Origin of the sequence: Nocardia sp. NPDC050712 (assembly GCF_040654295.1) — a bacterium.
GTDB lineage: Bacteria > Actinomycetota > Actinomycetes > Mycobacteriales > Mycobacteriaceae > Nocardia.
On sequence record NZ_JBFAHT010000004.1, the window covers coordinates 810,841 to 828,390 of the forward strand.

The window sequence follows — 17,550 nt, forward strand, 5'->3', positions numbered from 1 at the left end:
CGCCGTGTCTGGCCCATCCCCATCACCCTTTCAATCGGCGCACCCGTGGAAAGGCCGCCGCCGTGGAAGCCTGCAATGGACAGCAATTGATCAGCAATAGGACTTGCGAGTCGAGTAGAGCACAGACGAATGCCCATATTCTGGGGGCCACGCCGGGCGGGCACTCGCCAGTCAGCAGACCTTCAGCAACCGAAGTTCGCGGAGCGATAGCGACTCCCGGCGCACCGAGCCGCCGATAGCGGCCATACCAGCGACGCGCGGACGAAGTTAACTGAGGTTCGCTCTAGCTGGGCATTTGCGGTGGCGCACAGCGGATTTCAGATCCCAAGCAAGTGCTTGCGTAGAGATACGTCAACCATTAGGTTTCCGTGCACCCAGTGGTCAGGGGGCAGCGGTGCCCGGAAGTAGGCAAGTCTTCGGTGAGCGGCACTAGTTTTCCCCGTATTTCGCTGTCCCGGATCCGGCGCCTGGGCGGCGTGCGAGCCCGGCTGCTGGCCATCGTGCTGATCCCGAGTATCGCGCTGCTCGGCGCCGGGATCGGCGGCTCGGTCTATCTGATCCAGGACGGGCGCGAAGCCAACCGCTTCGCCGAACTGTCCACTGTCGCAATCGCACCCGCCATCGAGCTGATCGAGGCCTTCCAGGAGGAGCGGCGCGTCTCGCTGCTGTATCTGGCCGGCGAAGGCACCGCCGACGCGGCGCTGCCCGCCGCCCGCAACCAGTTGGACGGGGCGCTGGCCGCACTGGTCTCTACGAGCGCCACCATGCAGGAACTCCGGCCCGACCTCACCGCCCCGATCGAGGGTTACCGCACGCTGTACAAGAAGCTGCCCCAGCTGCGCGGCGGCATCGACGCCCGGGCCGTCCCGGCGCAGCAGGTCTTCACGGCGTTCAGCCAGATCGTGCACACCGTCACCAGCGCGTCGCTGCAGGTGGCCGAGGTCGCGCCGGAGGCCCGGGTCGCAGTCGAGCTGTACAAAGCGGTGCATGTGCTGCGGGCCGCCGAATCCGTCTCGCGGACAAGCAGTCTCGGATCGGTCGCGGTGCTGACCGAAGAGGTCTCGCCGGAGTTGCTCACCGAGCTGGGCAGCTACATCGGCGACGGGCGCGGCGAACTCGCCTACGCCGGTGCGACGCTGCAAGGAAAGCGGCTCGAACAATTGCAGGCGATCACCACGGGCGCCGACTGGCAGCGGCTGCTTGCCATGGAGAACGCGATCATCGAGCGCGGGCCGTACTCGGCGGAGAACGAAACCGGCTCACGCACAAGAAGTTCGGCCGTGCAGCTGCCGCTGAATATCGTCGAGTGGCAGCAGGCGGCCGGCACGGTGCGCAAGGACCTGATGCAGCTGTGGCGGGACCAGTCCGCCGACAGCCACCACATCGCCGCGGCACACGGTGATCGAGTGCTGATCAATTCCTACCTCGGCGGCGCCGGCATCCTTTCGCTCGCCGTGCTGGCGTTTCTCGCCGCCCTGCTGCTGGCCAACCGGTTCGTCGCCCGGATGCGACGGCTGCGCAGCGACACCCTCGAACTCGCCGACGAGCGGTTGCCCGACACCATCCGGCGGTTGTCCCTCGGCGGCGATATCGATTCGAAAGGCCAACTGGCCGAACTGGATTACGGCTCCGACGAGGTCGGCCAGGTCGCCAACGCGTTCAACCGCGCGCACCTGGCGGCAGTTTCGGCCGCGGTCGCCGAATCCAAGACCCGCGAGGGCGTGAACGCGGTGTTCCTCAATATCGCGAATCGATCGCAGGTCGTCGTGCACCGGCAGCTGGCCCTGCTGGATCGCGCCGAACGCTCGGAGGAGGATCCCGCCTACCTCGATCTGCTCTTCCAACTCGACCACCTGGCCACCCGCGCCCGCCGCAACGCCGAGAACCTGATCATCCTCGGCGGCGAGCAGCCGGGCCGGCAGTGGCGCCACCCGATCCCCCTGTTCGACGTCATCCGCGGCGCGGTCGCGGAAAGCCTGGACTACACCAGGATTCAGGTCGGCAGACTGCCCGACACCCACGTCACCGGCAGTGCGGTCGCCGACGTCATCCACCTGCTGGCCGAGCTGGCCGACAACGCCACCGCCTATTCGCCGCCGGACTCCCGGGTCGAGATCATCGGCACGCCGGTCGGCCGCGGCGTCGCCATCGAAATCGCCGACCAGGGCTTGGGGATGTCGCGCGACGAACTCGCCGCGCGCAACGCGCTGCTGGCGAATCCGCCCGACTTCAGCGTCGCCGCGCTGTCCGGCGACGCCCGCCTCGGCCTCTTCGTCGTCGCCAAACTCGCGGCCCGCCACCACGTCACTGTGCGCCTCACCGAATCCGACTACGGCGGGGTGAAAGCCATCGTGCTGGTGCCCACCACGCTCACCACCGGCGCGGAGGCGCTGCCGGCCGGCCGGTAGCGCGGCCGGGCGGCCGGTAGCGCGGCCGGGCGGCTCCGGGTGGCCTTCGGCGGGCGGGCGCACCGCTGGCATAGGGTTTCCGGCATGTTCGTGAAGCTGTGCGGCCTGCGCACCGAGGAGGATGTGGCCACGGCGGTGGCGGCCGGGGCCGATGCGGTGGGGTTCGTGTTCACCGCGAGTCCCCGGCAGATTTCGGTCGAGGCGGTGCGGGGGTTGCTGGAGGGGGTGCCGCCGCAGGTGCTTTCGGTCGGGGTGGTGCACGGTATTCCGGCCGCCGCGGCCGGGGAGCTGGCGCGCGCGGCCGGGGTCGACGCGTTGCAATTGCACGGTTCCTACCCCCGTGCGGCGTTCGAGGAGCTGGCGGGGCTGCGGCTGTTGCGCGCGACCGCGCTGACCGCCGAGACCGACGTGCGGACCGGCGCCTACGGCGAGGAATGGCTGCTGCTCGATTCGCCGGTGGCCGGCTCGGGCGAGCGCTGGGACCTCGCCGCCCTGAACACCAGCCGCCCGACCGGCAGGTGGCTGCTGGCCGGTGGCCTGTCCCCCGACAACGTCGCGGACGCGATCGCGGCCGCGCGGCCCTGGGGCGTGGACGTCTCCAGCGGGGTCGAAGCCGGCCGGGGCGTCAAGGACCATGGGCGGATGCGCGCGTTCGTGGCCGCCGCCCGCGAGGCCTAGGGTTCGAAGCGGTCCAGGAGCCAGCGCGGGCCGACCGTGGCGGCGCCCAGCGCTTCGACCCGGTCGCGTAGCCCGCGATCGGCGGTGACGACGATGATCGACCGCTTGCCGTCTTCCTTGCGGGCACTCGCCACGACCCGCACGATCGTGTCGTCGCCCTCGCCGTCGGCCGAGACCACCCGCAGCACATCGGATTCCGGCGTGTCACTGCTGATCGCCGCCTTGGCGGCACCCTCCAGCACGACCACCACGTCACCGGGCTGCTCGTTCAAGGTGGCGATTTTCAGCAGCAGGCGGCGGGCCGCGCCGGCCCGATCACGCCACCAGCCGTCGGGTTTGGAGCCGACGACATTCGCCGCGTCGACCACGATCAACTGAGTCCGATCATTCGCCACGCCTCCCAGTGTCCAGGATGCGCCGCGGCAGCCGGTGGACTTCGGCTCCCGCGCCGGCCATGTCGCGCGATCCCGCTCGGACGGTCGGGCGTGCGGCTCAGGCCTTGACCGGCAGCGCGGTTCGCCGGCGCGACGCGGTGAGGCGCTTGCCGATTACGCCCTGCCGCGGGGCGAACAGGTAGACCAGGGTGAAGACGGCGCCTTGTACGAGCACCACCATCGCGCCCGGCGCGGTGTCGAGGTGATAGCTCAGGTACAGGCCGAGCACCGAGCAGGTGGCCGAGACCGTCGGGGCGATCAGCAGCATCCGCCCGAAGCGATCGGTGAGCAGGTAGGCGGTCGCACCCGGGATGATCAGCATCGCCACCACCAGGATGACGCCGACGGCCTGCAAGGCCAGCACCGCGGTGAGCGCCAGCAGGGCGAGCAGCGCCGCGCCCAGGATGCGCGGGCGCAGGCCGAGGGCGTGCGCGTGGGTGGGATCGAACGCGTAGAGCGTGAAGTCGCGGCGTTTGAGAACCAGTGCGGCCAAGACGATTACGGCGAGGACGGCGACCTGGAGCAGTTCACCCCGGCTGACGCCGAGCAGATTGCCGAAGATGATGTGGTTGAGGTCGGTCTGGCTGGGGGTGACCGAGACCAGGACCAGCCCGAAGGCGAACAACGTGGTGAACACGATGCCGATTGCGGCGTCCTCCTTCACCCGGCTGGTGCTGCGCACGACACCGATCAGGGCCACGGCGAGGAACCCGAAGACGACCGCGCCGACCGCGAACGGCGCACCCACGATGTAGGCCAGGACGACCCCGGGCAGCACCGCGTGCGACACCGCGTCACCCATCAGGGACCAGCCGATCAGCACCAGCCAGCAGGACAGCACCGCGCACACCACGGCGGTGATCACACAGGTGATCAGGGCCCGGACCATGAAGTCGTAGTCCAGCGGCTCGATCAGGAATTCGGTGAGGCTCATGGTCATCCGGCCTTCGGGAGCTCGTCGGTGTCGCGGTCGAGCACGTCGATCCCGAAGGCGCGCGCCAGATTCGCCGGTTGCAGCACCTCGCGCGGATCACCGTGCGCGAGCACGCTGCGCATCAGCAGGATCGCGTCGTCGGCCAGGCTCGGCAGGGAATGCAGATCGTGGGTCGAGATCAGCACGGCCGCACCGGCGGCGGCCAGCTCACGCAGCACTCCGGTGATGGTGGCCTCGGAGCGTTTGTCGACGCCGGCGAACGGCTCGTCGAGCAGCAGGATGGTGGCGCCCTGGGCCAGGCCGCGGGCGACGAACGCGCGCTTGCGCTGCCCGCCCGAGAGCTGCCCGATCTGCCGGTGCGCCAACTCGGTGAGCTCCACCCGGGCCAGCGCCTGCGCGACGGCCGCGCGGTCGGCACGACGGGGACGGCGGGTGAAACCCATGTGCCCGTAGCGCCCGGTCATCACGACGTCGTGCACCGAGAGCGGGAAGCTCCAGTCGACGTCCTCGCTCTGCGGGACATAGCCGAGCTTGCCCGCGCGGCGGGCCGTCGCGTGCGAACCGCCGTCGATGCGCACCGCCCCGTGATCCGGATTCGCCAGGCCCATAATGGTTTTGAACAGCGTCGACTTGCCGGATCCGTTCATCCCGACCAGCCCGCAGATCCGCCCGTAGGGCAGGGAGATCGAGACGTCCTCCAGCGCGAGCACCTCCCCGTAGTGCACGGTGACGGCGTCGACTTCGATGGCCAGGCTCATGGTTTTCTCCCCGTCAGTGCGGCGCTGATCGTGTCGGCGTCGTGGCGCAGCAGTTCCAGATAGGTGGGTACCGGGCCGTTCGCCTCGGACAGCGAATCGACGTAGAGCGTGCCGCCGAAGCGGGCCCCGGTGGCCTCGACCACCCGCTGCATCGGGGCGTCGGAGACGGTGGACTCGCAGAACACCGCGGGCACCGCGTTGCCCCGGACGAATTCGATGACCGAGGCGATCTGCTGCGGGGTCGCCTGCTGCTCGGCGTTGACCGCCCAGATGTACTTCTCGGTGAGCCCGGCGTCGCGCGCCAGGTAGGAGAACGCGCCCTCGCAGGTGACCAGCGCCCGCTCGTTGGGCGGCAGCGCGGACAGCGTGCTGGTGAGATCGGTGTGTACGCGCTGCAATTCGGCCTTGTAGGCGGCGCCGTTGGCGCGGAAGTCGGCGGCGTGCGCCGGATCGAGCCGCTCGAACGCGCGCACCATGTTGTCCACGTAGATCTGCACGTTCAGCGGCGACATCCAGGCGTGCGGATTGGGCTTGCCCCGGTAGGCGTCCTCGCCGATCGCGATCGGGGTGATGCCGTCGCTGACCACCACGTGCTCGACCTCGGCGTCGCCCACGAACTGGGCGAACCAGGCCTCCAGATTCAAGCCGTTGTCCAGGATCAGATCGGCCTTGGACGCGGTGCGGATATCGCCGGGCGTCGGCTCGTACCCGTGGATCTCGGCGCCCACCTTGGTGATCGACTCCACCGTCAGATGGGTGCCGGCGACATTGCGGGCGATATCGGCCAGCACGGTGAAGGTGGTCAGCACCACCGGCTTTCCGTCTCGTGCGGCGCCGCTGCCGCCACAGGCGGTGAGTGTGGCGCACACCGCGACGGTCAGCACGAGCGCACGCAAGGGGACACGCCGTAAGCGGAGCAACCAAACCTTCATACGCCTGAATGATAAGTTCGGTTAACCTAACTTACAAGTCCCGGTGTTACGAACAGACCGGCCCGAACGGCACCGATCCCCGGTTTCCCAGCCCGGTCGCCGCTCAGCTTCCGGTGAAATCGGCGGGGATCAGACCCCGGGCAGGCGGGGCGCTACCTCAGCGCGTGGCGACGATGCCCGCCGACCGCGCCGCGTGCAACCAGTCGGCGAACTCGCCGAGCAACCGCTGATAGAGCTCGGCGTCGTCCATCCGATCGATGTCGTCGGCGGTGAAGAAGCCCGCGTTGTCGACGACCCGGCCGTCCATCTCGTCGAGGTTGCGCAGCACGCCGTAATTCGCCTTGCCCAGGCCGACGAACTGCCAGAACGCCGGCAGCCGGGACGCTTCGCGCATCAGCTCGGTGATCTGGGGCTTCTGCTTGAACCCGCCGTCGGTGAAGAACAGCACCAGGGTCGGCGCGGTGCCCGGCCGCAAGGTATCGATCAGGGCGCGCATGATCGGCAGTTCGTCGTTGCGCAGGCCGAGTGGGTCGTATTCGATGCCCGCGTGGGTGCCGGTCAGGTGCAGATAGGTCTGGGACCACTGCTCACCGTCGGCCACGGTGATGTCGGGCAGCTTGACGAATTTCAGCGCGTAGAGGTACGCCTCCAGGGTGCCGTCGTCGTCGAGCTGGGTGGCGATCGGCAGGATCCGGTCGACCACCCGGTGCACGACCTTGGTGTTGTACTGCTTGGCGATGCTGCCGGTCTTGTCGATCACCAGCACGACCCGCGCGCGTTCGCCCAGGGAGCCGCGGCTGTGCAGCACCTCGGCCACGGCGCGCTTGCGCAGATCGAGCCGCTCCCGCTTCACCAGCGAGAGCTCGGCTTCGCCCGGCACCGTGCGGATTTCGAGCGCGGCCGGTTCCGGCGCGTCGTCGACGCTGACACCGTGATCGGTGACGAGGTCGGCGAATCCGCCGGCATACCCCTGACCGACCGCCCGCACCTTCCACTCGGCGCCGCGCCGGTAGAGCTCGAGCGCGATCAGCACCGACTCGCTGCCGAGACCTTCGATCCGATACTCGTACAGCACATTTCCGCTGTCGTCGGCGACGGTGACGACCGGCGCCGCGCCCGCCCCGAACGTGGCGTTCGTGTCGGCCAGGGTGAGAACCGCACGCAGCTGGTCGATCTCGGGCGGCACGTCGGCGAGCGCCACCGTGAGCGCCGCACCCCGCAACTCGACGCCCGGCGCGGTGGGCTGATTGAAGAACACGAAGTCCGCGTCGGAGCGCACCTTGCCCGCCGCCGTCACCAGCAGCGCCGACAGATCGGTGGCGGCCCGCGCCTGGAACGCGACCACCACCCGGGCCGCCGCCAGCGCCCCGTTCTGCCCTTTGATCAGTACGTTGCCCACCGGCTCACTCCGATCTCCTCCGCGATCGCGTCAGCGTATCCGCACCTTGCCGCGCACGGCGCAAGATGTGGTCTCACCGTGCAGGACTCGCCGTTGACACCCGCCGGCACGGCTGCCACGGTGTCGAAAACTCGGGACCGTGTGCGCCCGGGGAACGTGGGATCGGAGCGTGCGCGATGGGGTTTCTTCAGCCCGAACTGCCGGAGGTCGACCTGACGGAGTGGCGCAAAGGCACGCGCGGCGAACGGATCCGGCCGATGGCGCGGCACTGGGCCGAGGTGGGTTTCGGCTCGCCGGTGGCGCTGCACCTGTTCTATGTCGGCAAGATTCTGCTCTATGTGCTCGGCGCGTGGCTGATCGTCCTGTCCACCAAGGGAATCGACGGGTTCACCGCGGTCGGAGACTGGTGGTCGGAGCCGATCGTCTTCCAGAAGGTGGTGCTGTACACGCTGCTGTTCGAGGTGCTCGGGCTCGGCTGCGGCTTCGGGCCGCTGAACAACCGGTTCTTCCCGCCGATGGGTTCGGTGCTGTATTGGTTGCGCCCCGGCACGATTCGGCTGCCACCGTGGCCGGTCCGGGTGCCGCTGACCAAGGGGGACACCCGCACGCCCGTGGACGCGGTGCTGTACGCGGCATTGCTGGTGACGACCGCGGCGACGCTGTTCCTGGACGGCACCGGCCCGGTGCCGGAGCTGGACACGACGGTGGGGCTGCTGCCGGTCGCGCCGGTCGCGGTCGTCCTCGGCCTACTCGCGGTACTCGGCCTGCGCGACAAGGTGATCTTCCTGGCCGCGCGCGGGGAGGTCTACGCCACGCTGACGGTCGCGTTCCTGTTCGGGGCCGACCTCGTCGTCGCCGCGAAGCTGGTCTTCGTGGTGATCTGGATGGGCGCGGCGACCTCGAAGCTGAACAAGCATTTCCCGTTCGTGGTGTCGACGATGATGTCGAACTCGCCGGTTGTGCGGTGGAAGCCGTTGAAGCGCAGCTTCTTCGAGAACTTCCCGGACGACCTGCGCCCGGGCCGCTGGTCCCGGCTCGTCGCACACGGCGGCACCGCCGTGGAGATGCTGGCGCCGCTGGTGCTGCTGTTCAGCTCCGGCGGGTGGCCCACCGCGCTCGCCGCGGCCGCGCTGGTGCTGTTCCACCTGATCATCCTCACCGCCATCCCGATGGGCGTGCCGCTGGAGTGGAACGTCTTCATGATCTTCGGCCTGCTGAGTTTGTTTGTCGCGCATGCCGATCTGGGCCTGGGCGAGCTGGCGAACCCGCTGCCGGTGGCGCTGCTGTTCGTGGTGATCGCGGGCATCGTGATCGCCGGAAACATGTTCCCGCGCAAGATCTCCTTCCTGCCCGGCATGCGCTACTACGCGGGCAACTGGGACACCACCATGTGGTGCGTCAAGCCCTCGGCGGCCGCGAAGATCGAGCAGGGCATCGTGGCCATCGCGAGCATGCCGCAGGCCCAGCTGGAACGCTTCTACGGCAAAGATCGCATGGAGATCCCGATGTTCATGGGATATGCCTTCCGCGCCATGAACACCCACGGCCGCGCCCTGTTCACCCTGGTGCACCGCGCCATGGCCGACGGCCGCGAGAGCGACTACGTCATCACCGACGGCGAGCGCCTGTGCAGCACCGCCGTCGGCTGGAACTTCGGCGACGGTCACATGCACAACGAGCAGCTCATCGCCGCCATGCAGCGGCGCTGTCACTTCGAACCCGGCGAAGTTCGGGTCGTGCTGCTCGACGCCCAGCCCATCCACCGGCAGACCCAGCAGTACCGCCTGGTCGACGCCGCCACCGGCGAGTTCGAGCGCGGCGAGGTGCGCATCGCGGACATGGTGACCCGCCAGCCGTGGGAAGACGACGTGCCGGTGCTGGTGCACGGCCCGCTAGCCGAACAGCGCCCCGAGCGCGAGGAAGGCGCACGTCAGCACGAACAGGATGCCCAGTAGCGGCGCGACGAACTTGACGTAGCGGTCGTAGCGGACCTTGGCCAGCGCCAGACCGCCGGTGACCACCGCGGTGGTGGGCGTGACCAGGTTCGCCCACCCGGAGGCGGACTGCCAGGCCGTAACCACCAGGGAGCGCGGCACATTCGCGAAATCCGCGAGCGGCGCCATGATCGGCATCGCCAGCGTGGCGTGCCCCGAGGTGGACGGGATCAGCAGTGCCAGCGGGATATTCACCAGATAGACCGCGATGGCGAAGACCGCCGAGGAGGTGCCGCGCACCACGCCCTCCAGCGCGTGCAGCACCGTGCTGGTGATCTGGGTGTTGTTCATGATGACGGTGACGCCGCGGGCCAGCACGATCACGATGCCCGCGCCGACGAAGTCGCCGAAGCCCTTGCCGATGGCCTCGGTCATCCGGGTCTCGCCCAGGCCACCGACCAGGCCGATCACGGCCGCGCCGACCAGGAACCAGGCGGTGAGCTCGGGGAAGAACCAATCCAGCTGCCAGGGGAAGGATGTCGCGTCCGGCCCGTTGATCACCTCGGCCCACGGGATGATCGCGAAGATCATGAAGGCGAAGGTGAAGGCGACCAGCCACAGCACCGCGCGCTGGCGCCCGGTCATCGCCTCCGGTTCGTGGTCTTCGGCTTGCACGTCCTGATCGCCGGGCAGCCAGCCCGACCAGGACCGGTCCGGGGCGGCCTTGACCCGGCGCGCGTACCAGAGCACGTAGGCGATGGTGGCGGCGGTGAGCACCACCAGCATGGCCAAGCGCAGCACGATGCCCTGCCCGAGCGGTATCCCGGCCGCCGAGGACGCGGTGCCGGTGGCGAACGGGTTCACCGTCGAGCACAGCACGCCGACGCCGGCGCCGCAGATGATCATGCCGACCGCGGTCATCCGGTCGTAGCCCAGGGCCAGGGTCAACGGCACCAGCAGCGCGTAGAAGCCCAGGGTCTCCTCGGCGAAGCCCTCGACGGTGCCCGCGATCGAGAAGACCACCATGATGCCGACGATGAGCAGCAGGGACCGGTTGCGCAGGCGGTAGGCGAGCCGGCCGATGCCGCGATCCAGGGCACCGGTGGCGAAGGCGACGGTGATGAACGCGCCGACGGCCAGCACGAACAGGAACACCGCGGCCGCGCCGTAGAGTTCGCCGGTCAGATCGGGCCCGACCTGACCGGTCGTGCCGTCCTGGATGCCGTAGAGCCCGTTGACCGGCGCGAGGAACAGATCGCGCAGCCGTCCGCCGAAACTCTTGGTGTCCTCGACCCGGTGATAGCTGCCCGCGACGGTGCGGCCCTTGTCGTCGACGTCGTAGGCGCCCGCGGGAATGATGAACGCCAGCAACCAGACCGCGACGGTGACGCCCGCCAGAATCGTGTACGTCGAGGGGAAGGAACGCTTCTTGTGCTCGGGCGCTGCGGTCAACGGCTCGGTCATTTGCGTGTCCTGTCTGCGAAGAGCTGGAAGAACTCGGCCTCGGCCAGCGCGACATTGCGCAGCTCGCCGAGCAGGACACGCTCGTTGTAGCCGTGCAGGTTGCACTTGGCGTCCTCGGCGCCGAGCAGCAGGATCTCGGCGTCCGGGTTGGCCGCGGCCAGCGCGTTGGTGAGCGGGATGGAACCGCCCATGGCGGAATCGACGACCGCCGCGCCCCAGGCCCGCCCCATCGCGTCGCGCATGGCGGCGTAGGCGGGCCCGCTGGTGCGCGCGGAGAATCCGGCGCCGACCTCGCCGCCGGTGACCTTCAGTTCGATGCCGTAGGGCCGCACCCGTTCCAGATGCTCGATGACGGCCTGCTGGCCCTCGGTCGGGTTCTGGTCCGGGTGCACGCGCACGTTCAGCGCGGCCTTGGCGTAGGGCACCACGGCCGAGGCGGCGGTGGCGGTCGGCGGCGCGTCCAGCCCGATGACGGTGATCGCGGGCCCGTACCAGATGCGCTCGCCGATCGGGCCGGTGCCGAGCAGCGGCATGCCCGAGGCCATGCCGGTGATGTCGGCGAATTCGCTCGGAGTGAAGTCCGCGCCCGTCCACGTGTCGCGCCGCAGGCCCTGGACCGCGACATTGCCGTCGGCGTCGTGCAGGGTGGCCAGCGCGGCGAGCAGCGCCAGCAGCGCATCCGGCGCCGCGCCGCCGAACTGGCCGGAGTGCACCGGGGCGGCGAGCGTGCGGACCTCGACGAAGACATCGGCGACCCCGCGCAGCGCGGTGGTCAGGGTCGGTGTGCCCGCGCGAATGTTGCCGGCGTCGCAGACCAGCAGGGCGTCGGCCTGGAACAACTCGGGATGCTGGACCGGATAGTCGTCCAGGACCGAGCCGTACTCCTCCTGGCCCTCGATGACGATGGTGATGCCGCACGGCGGCTTACCGCCGTGCGCCCGCAGCGCGCCGAGGTGGGCGATCACGTTGGCCTTGCAGTCGGCCGCGCCGCGGCCGTAGATCGCGCCGTCCCGCTCGGTGGCCGTGAACGGCGGGGTGTGCCAGAGCGATTCGTCTCCGGCAGGCTGAACGTCGTAGTGCCCGTAGAGCAGCACTGTCGGCGCACCGGGCGGCGCCGGAATGTGCCCGTAGACGACCGGGGAGGTGTCCGGCAGATCCAGCACCCGAATGTCGTCAACCCCGGACTTTCGCAACTCTTCGGCAATGAAGTCGTGCGCCCGCTTCACATTCTCGGGCGGATAGCCGGGGAAGGCGATCGAGGGAATCTCGACCAGCTGTTTCAGCAGTTCGGTCAGCTCGGGCTGCAATCCGTCGATCAGGGTGGGCAGGTCTCCACTCGGAGTCATGCGCACATGCAACCACCCATTTCGGCGATGGCAGTTATTTGCTAGCCACCTTTACCCAAGCGAGACCCGATTCCGGGTCCGCCCGTGCCGGGCGGATTCGGGCATAGAGTGCGAAAGGTGACCAGCAACCCCTTCTTCGAGCCCAGCCCGCTCCCCTACCAGCTGCCGCCGTTCGCGGATATCCGCGAGGAGCACTACCTGCCCGCCTTCGCGCGCGGGATGAGCGAGCAGCTGGCCGAGGTCGCCGCCATCACCACCACCGCCGAGGCGCCGACCTTCGCGAATACCCTGGTGGCGCTGGAACGTTCGGGGACGATGCTGACCCGCGTGTCGAACGTCTTCTTCAATGTCGCGGGCTCGGATTCCGGCCCGGGCACCGACCTGATCGAGGCGCAGATCTCCCCGCAGCTGGCGGCCCACCGGGACGCCATCCTGCTGAACGCGGAGCTGTTCGCTCGCGTCGAAGCGCTCTACGAGCAGCGGGACGAGCTCGGGCTGGCGGAGGAGGATCTGCGGCTGCTGGAGGAGCACCGCACCCGATTCGTCCGCGCGGGCGCCTGGCTCGACCCGGCCGGGCAGGCTCGCCTGCGCGAGCTCAACGCCGAATTGGCCGCGGCGGCAACGCAGTTCGGTCAGAACAATCTGGCGGCGATGAACGCGGCCGCCGTGCTGCTCGACGCCGAGGCCGAGCTGGCCGGGCTGACGTCCGCGGCCGTGGCCGCGGCGGCCGAGAACGCCGAAACCCGGGGCTACCCGGGCAAATGGGCACTGAGCCTGCAGAACGTCTCGAACCAGCCGATCCTGGCCGAGCTGGACAACCGGGAGGTGCGGCAGCGCGTATTGACCGCCTCGCTCGGCCGCGGCTTCGGCGAACAGCCCAATGCCGCGCTCGCCGTGCGCATCACGGGCCTGCGGGCCGAGCGGGCGGCGCTGCTCGGCTACGCCGACCATGCCTCTTACATCGTCGAGGACCAGACCGCCAAGACCACCGCGGCCGTAGAGGAGATGCTGGGGCGGCTGGTCCCGCCCGCGGTCGCCAACGCCGAACGCGAGCAGGCCGAGCTGACCGAGGCGATGCGCGCGGCCGCGCCGGAGGCCGGCGAGCTGCGCGCCTGGGACTGGCTGTACTGGTCGGAGAAGGTTCGGGCCCAGCGTTTCTCGTTCGACGCCGACGCGCTGCGCCCCTACCTCGAACTGAACCGCGTGCTGCACGACGGCGTGTTCTACGCCGCCGAGCAGGTCTACGGCATCACCCTGCGGGAGCGGACCGATCTGCTGGGCTACCACCCGGAGGTCCGGGTCTTCGAGGTGTTCGACGCCGACGGCGGCGAGCTGGGCCTGTTCCTCGGCGACTTCTTCGCCCGCCCCTCCAAGCGCGGCGGCGCCTGGATGAACGAGCTGGTCAGCCAGTCCGGGCTGTTCGGCGCCAAGGCGGTGGTGGTCAACAATCTCAATATCGGCAAACCCGCCCCCGGCGAACCCGCACTGCTGACCTGGGACAACGTCCGCACCCTGTTCCACGAGTTCGGCCACGCCCTGCACGGCCTGTTCTCGAACGTGCGGTATCCGAGCTTCTCCGGCACCGAGGTGCCGCGCGATTTCGTGGAGTTCCCGTCCCAGGTGAACGAGATGTGGATGGCGCGGCCGGAAATCCTGGCCAACTACGCCAAGCACGTCGGCACCGGCGCACCGATCCCGGTCGAGCTGATCGAGCGGATGGCGGCGGCCGAGCAGTTCGGCGAGGGCTTCCGCACGGTCGAGTACCTCGGTGCGACCCTGCTGGACTGGGCCTGGCATCGCCTCTCGGGACCGGCCGGGACCGACGCCGCGACCTTCGAGGAGGAGGCGCTGCGCAAGGCGGGCGTCGCGCCGGCGGCGATCCCGCCGCGCTACCGCACCGGCTACTTCGCGCATATCTTCTCGGGCGGCTACTCCGCGGGCTACTACTCCTACATCTGGAGCGAGGTGCTCGACGCCGACACCGTCGACTGGTTCGAGGACGGGTCGGCCACGATCCGCGAGAAGGGTGAAACGTTCCGGCGGGCACTGCTTTCCCGCGGCGGCGCGGTGGACCCGATGGCGGCCTTCGCCGCCTTCCGCGGCCGGGGCCCCGACATCCGGCCGTTGCTGGAGCGCCGCGGCCTGACGACGCCGAACTGACCGAACCCGCCTGCTCGAGCGAGATTCCCCGAGGACGGCCGAACGGTCGGCTAAGTTGACGGCGTGGTCCGTGGGACCCGGTGGACCGCCTGACAACGAGGTAGGCAATGAACACCATCGACAAGGTCGGCACGGCGCTGACCGCCGTGGCCTTCGCCGTCCTGACCACCGCGACCGCGCCGGCCGCGAACGCCGCGCCGGTATGCCCGGGCAGCGGGCAGCCCGCGGTGCAGGTCGCCGCCATTCCCGGCACCGCGCTGGAGGGCTTGACCGTCGATCCGCTCGGGCGGGCCTACACCACCGATCTGTTCAGCGGGCGGGTGTTCCGCATCGATGCGCCCGGTGCGCCCGCCGTGCCCATCGCGACGGTCCCCAGTGGCGGCGGCGGGGCGCTGGCCTGGACTCCGGACGGCGCGCTGCTGGTCGGTTACGGCGCGGACCCGCGCGTGTTCGCCGGCGACACGCTGCGCCATGCCGGAATCGTGCGGCTCGATCCCGACTCCGGCGCGATGACACCCTTCGCGGCCGGGCTCAGCGCCGCCAACGGTATGGATGTCGCCGGCAACGGCATCGTCTACGCCACTAACGACTTCGCCAGTCTGATCGGCCGGGTGTACCCGGGTGGGGTCGTCCAGGCCGACTGGGGGAACCTGCCGAGCGCCAACGGCGCGGTGCTGAGCTCCGACGACGAGTACCTCTACGTCTCGCGGACCTTCGTCAACCCCGGGGTGAGCCGGATACCCACCGCCCGGCCGGACGCCCCGGAATCCCTGCTCGACCTCGGCAGCGAAGCGCCGGACGGGCTGACCCTGGATTCGCTGGACCGACCGGTGGTGCCGCTCAACGTGTCCGGCGAGATCATCCGCATCGACGCCCCGGGCCAGTCCTGCCGCCTCGGCGTCGCCGGGCCGTTCACCAGCGTGCTCAGCTACGGGCGCGGCACCGGCGGCTTCGGCGCCGGCCGGCTCTTCGGCGCGACCTTCACCGGCGCGATCTTCGAGATCCCCGGCGGCTTCGACCCGAACGCCCGCACCGCCACACCCTGATCGGCGCCGCTCAGGGCGCGTCCGGCCACCCCGGCGCGCGCCCGAGCATGGCCACGATCGCGTCGAGTGTGCGCCCGTCCGGCCAGGGCACCGCGGGCCCGAAGGCGGCGCCGGGCGCCAGGCGCACGTCGCCGCCGGGAACGGCCGCCGCGATCGGCAGTGCGGCGGCCAGCACCTCGCCGTCGAAGTGCACCGGAAAGCCCAGGGTCTTCGCGACATCCCAGGCGTGCACCACGTAGTCGATGAAATGGAAGCTGACCGCCTGCGTGCCGGGAAACCGGAAGTCGGCGCTGAATTCCGGCAGCGGGAATCTCCGGTCCAGCACGCCCGGCTCGGCGAAGGCGGCGAGCACGTGCTCGGCCGCGGCCCGGTAGTCCTCGGCCGGATCGGGGCCGAGCGGGCGAGTCTTCCAGTGCCGCGGATCGGCATCGCCGCGCGCGGCCGCGGCGAAGCCGTAGTGCTGGGCGATCATGTGGGTGAGCAGGCCGTGCAGGGTCCAGTCCGCGCACGGCGTCGGCTTGGCCAGGTCCACGCGGGCGACTTCGTCGACCACGTCGAGGCCGACCTGGATGGCGCGGGCATGCAGCGCGATCAGATCGTGCCGGGCGGCCAGGGCGTCGAGGGTGCGCAGCTCATCGGCCACTTCGGTATTCGAATCGGTTGTCACGGTGATCCTTTCGGTTCCGGCGGCTTCCGCCACACTTCCTATAATACGCGCATACTTATGATGTGCAAGTGCTTATGATCTGTGCAGGCAGTATTTTCTAGCCATGGAGGAAACCCGCCGACCCGACCTGGCCGCGATGATCGCGCCGCTCGGCCGTGCGCTCATGGCCGCGGAACTGCCGATCCTGGAGCGCCACGGCCTGTCCATGTGGGGCTATTCGGTACTGCTCGGGCTCGGCCGAGAGCCCGTCTACACCCAGGCCGCGCTCGCGAAGACCATCGGCGCCGACAAGACCCGCATCATCGCCGTGCTGGACGAGTTACAGCACCGCGGCCTGATCGAGCGCCGCCCCGACCCGGCCGACCGCCGGGTCAATCTCATCGAATTGACGTCTGACGGCCGCGCGGCCCGCGACCGGGCACAGCGTGAGATCCAGCGGCAGGAGGAGGACCTGCTCGGCCGGCTGTCACCGGCCGATCGCAAGGTCTTCCTGCGCGCCCTGCAGACGCTGGCCGCGAACCTCGACGACTGACCCGGCCTCAGCCGCCGAAGCTGCCCGTGGGCCTGCCCGGACCAAGCTGTGCCAGCACCTGGGCCGACATCGCCTGGTGGCCGAAGCGGTTGGGGTGGATGGTGGGGCCGTCGCTGCCGGCGGCGACCTGCGCGCCGTTGATCCAGCGCTCGGCGGCCGGGCGGCACATGTCGTGGCCGGTGGTGGCGGCCTGGGTATCGACGTAGGTGACGCGGTCACCGGCGTGCGCCCGCAGCATCGCGTTCAAGCCCGCGATCACCGTGTCCCGCGCCCAGGCCAGATCCGCGGCGGCGAAGGGCTGCACGCCGGTGCAGCTGTTCTCGTCGTCGGGCACGATCTTCGGGTAGCCGACGAGCAGGATCTCGGCCTCGGGTGCTCGCTCGCGGAGGCTGTCGAGCAGATTCCCGACGGCGGTGCCCGCCTTGGCGATACGAGCCGGCATGTCCGGGTACTTGTTCCGGCAGCCCGCGCCGCCGATCAGCAGGAGGCAGCTACCCACGATCTCACTGAACCCGATGTCGTTGCCGGAGATACCGAGGGTGATCACCTCGGTGCTCGCCCCGACCGCGGCGATCTGGATGGCGGCGACGTCGGAGGTGGTCGCGCCGCCGCAGGTCATGTCGGTCAGCTGGTAGCCCCGCGCGGCGGCGACCAGGTGCGCGTAGTTGTGATCGGAGCGGTCGCAGGCCGGATCGATGACCGCCGGGATGCCGACACCGGCGGCATAGGAGTCACCCAGCGCCACATACGGTTGCCCGCTCGCCTGCACGGGGCCCGCCGAAGCCGTCAGCAGCGCGGCGGCGGCCAAGACCGGCAGGCAGTGCTTCACCTTCATACCCCGAGGCTATGCCGTGCGGG

At 69.7% G+C, this 17,550-nt stretch carries 15 protein-coding genes; 6 read left to right on the forward strand and 9 right to left on the reverse strand.

Features of this window, described 5'->3' with window-relative positions:
• Nucleotides 1-419 precede the first annotated feature (419 nt).
• Together AB0H76_RS31850 and AB0H76_RS31855 are read left to right on the forward strand one after the other, a co-directional pair.
• Nucleotides 420-2,408, forward strand: a complete 1,989-nt coding sequence (locus AB0H76_RS31850; RefSeq protein WP_357330725.1) for an ATP-binding protein — start codon at nt 420-422, stop codon at nt 2,406-2,408.
• Nucleotides 2,409-2,492: 84 nt separating this feature from the next.
• On the forward strand, nt 2,493-3,086 hold the full coding sequence (locus AB0H76_RS31855) for a phosphoribosylanthranilate isomerase (RefSeq protein WP_357330726.1): 594 nt from the start codon (nt 2,493-2,495) through the stop codon (nt 3,084-3,086).
• Here AB0H76_RS31855 and AB0H76_RS31860 read toward each other — a convergent pair.
• The 5 genes from AB0H76_RS31860 to AB0H76_RS31880 form a co-directional block, all read right to left on the reverse strand.
• Nucleotides 3,083-3,481: an NYN domain-containing protein gene (locus tag AB0H76_RS31860; RefSeq protein WP_357330727.1), complete on the reverse strand. Its 399-nt coding sequence runs from the start codon at nt 3,479-3,481 to the stop codon at nt 3,083-3,085. The two genes, AB0H76_RS31855 and AB0H76_RS31860, sit on opposite strands and share 4 nt — an antisense overlap.
• A gap of 97 nt (nt 3,482-3,578) precedes the next feature.
• A complete protein-coding gene (locus AB0H76_RS31865) occupies nt 3,579-4,454 on the reverse strand; it encodes a metal ABC transporter permease (RefSeq protein ID WP_357330728.1) in 876 nt (291 codons plus the stop codon).
• A 2-nt stretch (nt 4,455-4,456) separates the two neighbouring features.
• Nucleotides 4,457-5,212: a metal ABC transporter ATP-binding protein gene (locus AB0H76_RS31870; RefSeq protein ID WP_357330729.1), complete on the reverse strand. Its 756-nt coding sequence runs from the start codon at nt 5,210-5,212 to the stop codon at nt 4,457-4,459.
• Nucleotides 5,209-6,144 (reverse strand): metal ABC transporter substrate-binding protein, encoded by a 936-nt coding sequence (locus AB0H76_RS31875; protein ID WP_357330730.1) that lies wholly within the window; start codon nt 6,142-6,144, stop codon nt 5,209-5,211. The genes AB0H76_RS31870 and AB0H76_RS31875 overlap by 4 nt, the downstream gene beginning before the upstream one ends.
• Nucleotides 6,145-6,301: 157 nt before the next feature.
• Nucleotides 6,302-7,543, reverse strand: coding sequence for a VWA domain-containing protein (locus AB0H76_RS31880; RefSeq protein WP_357330731.1), 1,242 nt, complete (start codon nt 7,541-7,543; stop codon nt 6,302-6,304).
• Nucleotides 7,544-7,719: 176 nt separating this feature from the next.
• Between AB0H76_RS31880 and AB0H76_RS31885 the strand changes: the two genes are divergently transcribed.
• On the forward strand, nt 7,720-9,498 hold the full coding sequence (locus tag AB0H76_RS31885; RefSeq protein WP_357330732.1) for a DUF3556 domain-containing protein: 1,779 nt from the start codon (nt 7,720-7,722) through the stop codon (nt 9,496-9,498).
• Here the strand turns inward: AB0H76_RS31885 and AB0H76_RS31890 are convergent.
• Nucleotides 9,436-10,941, reverse strand: a complete 1,506-nt coding sequence (locus tag AB0H76_RS31890; RefSeq protein WP_357330733.1) for a YfcC family protein — start codon at nt 10,939-10,941, stop codon at nt 9,436-9,438. The two genes, AB0H76_RS31885 and AB0H76_RS31890, sit on opposite strands and share 63 nt — an antisense overlap.
• On the reverse strand, nt 10,938-12,287 hold the full coding sequence (locus AB0H76_RS31895) for a M20/M25/M40 family metallo-hydrolase (protein ID WP_357330734.1): 1,350 nt from the start codon (nt 12,285-12,287) through the stop codon (nt 10,938-10,940). The genes AB0H76_RS31890 and AB0H76_RS31895 overlap by 4 nt, the downstream gene beginning before the upstream one ends.
• A 117-nt stretch (nt 12,288-12,404) precedes the next feature.
• Between AB0H76_RS31895 and AB0H76_RS31900 the strand changes: the two genes are divergently transcribed.
• Complete coding sequence (locus AB0H76_RS31900) at nt 12,405-14,447, forward strand: M3 family metallopeptidase (protein ID WP_357330735.1); 2,043 nt, start codon at nt 12,405-12,407, stop codon at nt 14,445-14,447.
• A 107-nt stretch (nt 14,448-14,554) separates the two neighbouring features.
• A complete protein-coding gene (locus AB0H76_RS31905; RefSeq protein ID WP_357330736.1) occupies nt 14,555-15,493 on the forward strand; it encodes a hypothetical protein in 939 nt (312 codons plus the stop codon).
• 10 nt (nt 15,494-15,503) lie between these two features.
• On the opposite strand, the gene AB0H76_RS31910 is transcribed toward AB0H76_RS31905, so the two are convergent.
• Nucleotides 15,504-16,160, reverse strand: coding sequence for a TIGR03086 family metal-binding protein (locus tag AB0H76_RS31910; protein WP_357330737.1), 657 nt, complete (start codon nt 16,158-16,160; stop codon nt 15,504-15,506).
• A 103-nt stretch (nt 16,161-16,263) separates the two neighbouring features.
• Between AB0H76_RS31910 and AB0H76_RS31915 the strand changes: the two genes are divergently transcribed.
• Nucleotides 16,264-16,692, forward strand: coding sequence for a MarR family transcriptional regulator (locus tag AB0H76_RS31915; protein WP_357330738.1), 429 nt, complete (start codon nt 16,264-16,266; stop codon nt 16,690-16,692).
• Between the two features lie 7 nt (nt 16,693-16,699).
• Here the strand turns inward: AB0H76_RS31915 and AB0H76_RS31920 are convergent, their stop codons facing one another.
• Entirely contained in the window at nt 16,700-17,527 is an 828-nt protein-coding gene (locus AB0H76_RS31920) for an SGNH/GDSL hydrolase family protein (RefSeq protein WP_357330739.1), read from the reverse strand.
• Nucleotides 17,528-17,550 lie beyond the last annotated feature (23 nt).

Bases quoted from the DNA above. Each gene is read 5' to 3' on its own strand.
- AB0H76_RS31855 (WP_357330726.1), top strand. From the start codon at position 2,493: ATGTTCGTGAAGCTGTGCGGCCTGCGCACCGAGGAGGATGTGGCCACG.
- AB0H76_RS31865 (WP_357330728.1), bottom strand. From the start codon at position 4,454: ATGAGCCTCACCGAATTCCTGATCGAGCCGCTGGACTACGACTTCATG.
- AB0H76_RS31870 (WP_357330729.1), bottom strand. From the start codon at position 5,212: ATGAGCCTGGCCATCGAAGTCGACGCCGTCACCGTGCACTACGGGGAG.
- AB0H76_RS31875 (WP_357330730.1), bottom strand. From the start codon at position 6,144: ATGAAGGTTTGGTTGCTCCGCTTACGGCGTGTCCCCTTGCGTGCGCTC.
- AB0H76_RS31885 (WP_357330732.1), top strand. From the start codon at position 7,720: ATGGGGTTTCTTCAGCCCGAACTGCCGGAGGTCGACCTGACGGAGTGG.
- AB0H76_RS31890 (WP_357330733.1), bottom strand. From the start codon at position 10,941: ATGACCGAGCCGTTGACCGCAGCGCCCGAGCACAAGAAGCGTTCCTTC.
- AB0H76_RS31895 (WP_357330734.1), bottom strand. From the start codon at position 12,287: ATGACTCCGAGTGGAGACCTGCCCACCCTGATCGACGGATTGCAGCCC.
- AB0H76_RS31905 (WP_357330736.1), top strand. From the start codon at position 14,555: ATGAACACCATCGACAAGGTCGGCACGGCGCTGACCGCCGTGGCCTTC.
- AB0H76_RS31915 (WP_357330738.1), top strand. From the start codon at position 16,264: ATGGAGGAAACCCGCCGACCCGACCTGGCCGCGATGATCGCGCCGCTC.
- AB0H76_RS31920 (WP_357330739.1), bottom strand. From the start codon at position 17,527: ATGAAGGTGAAGCACTGCCTGCCGGTCTTGGCCGCCGCCGCGCTGCTG.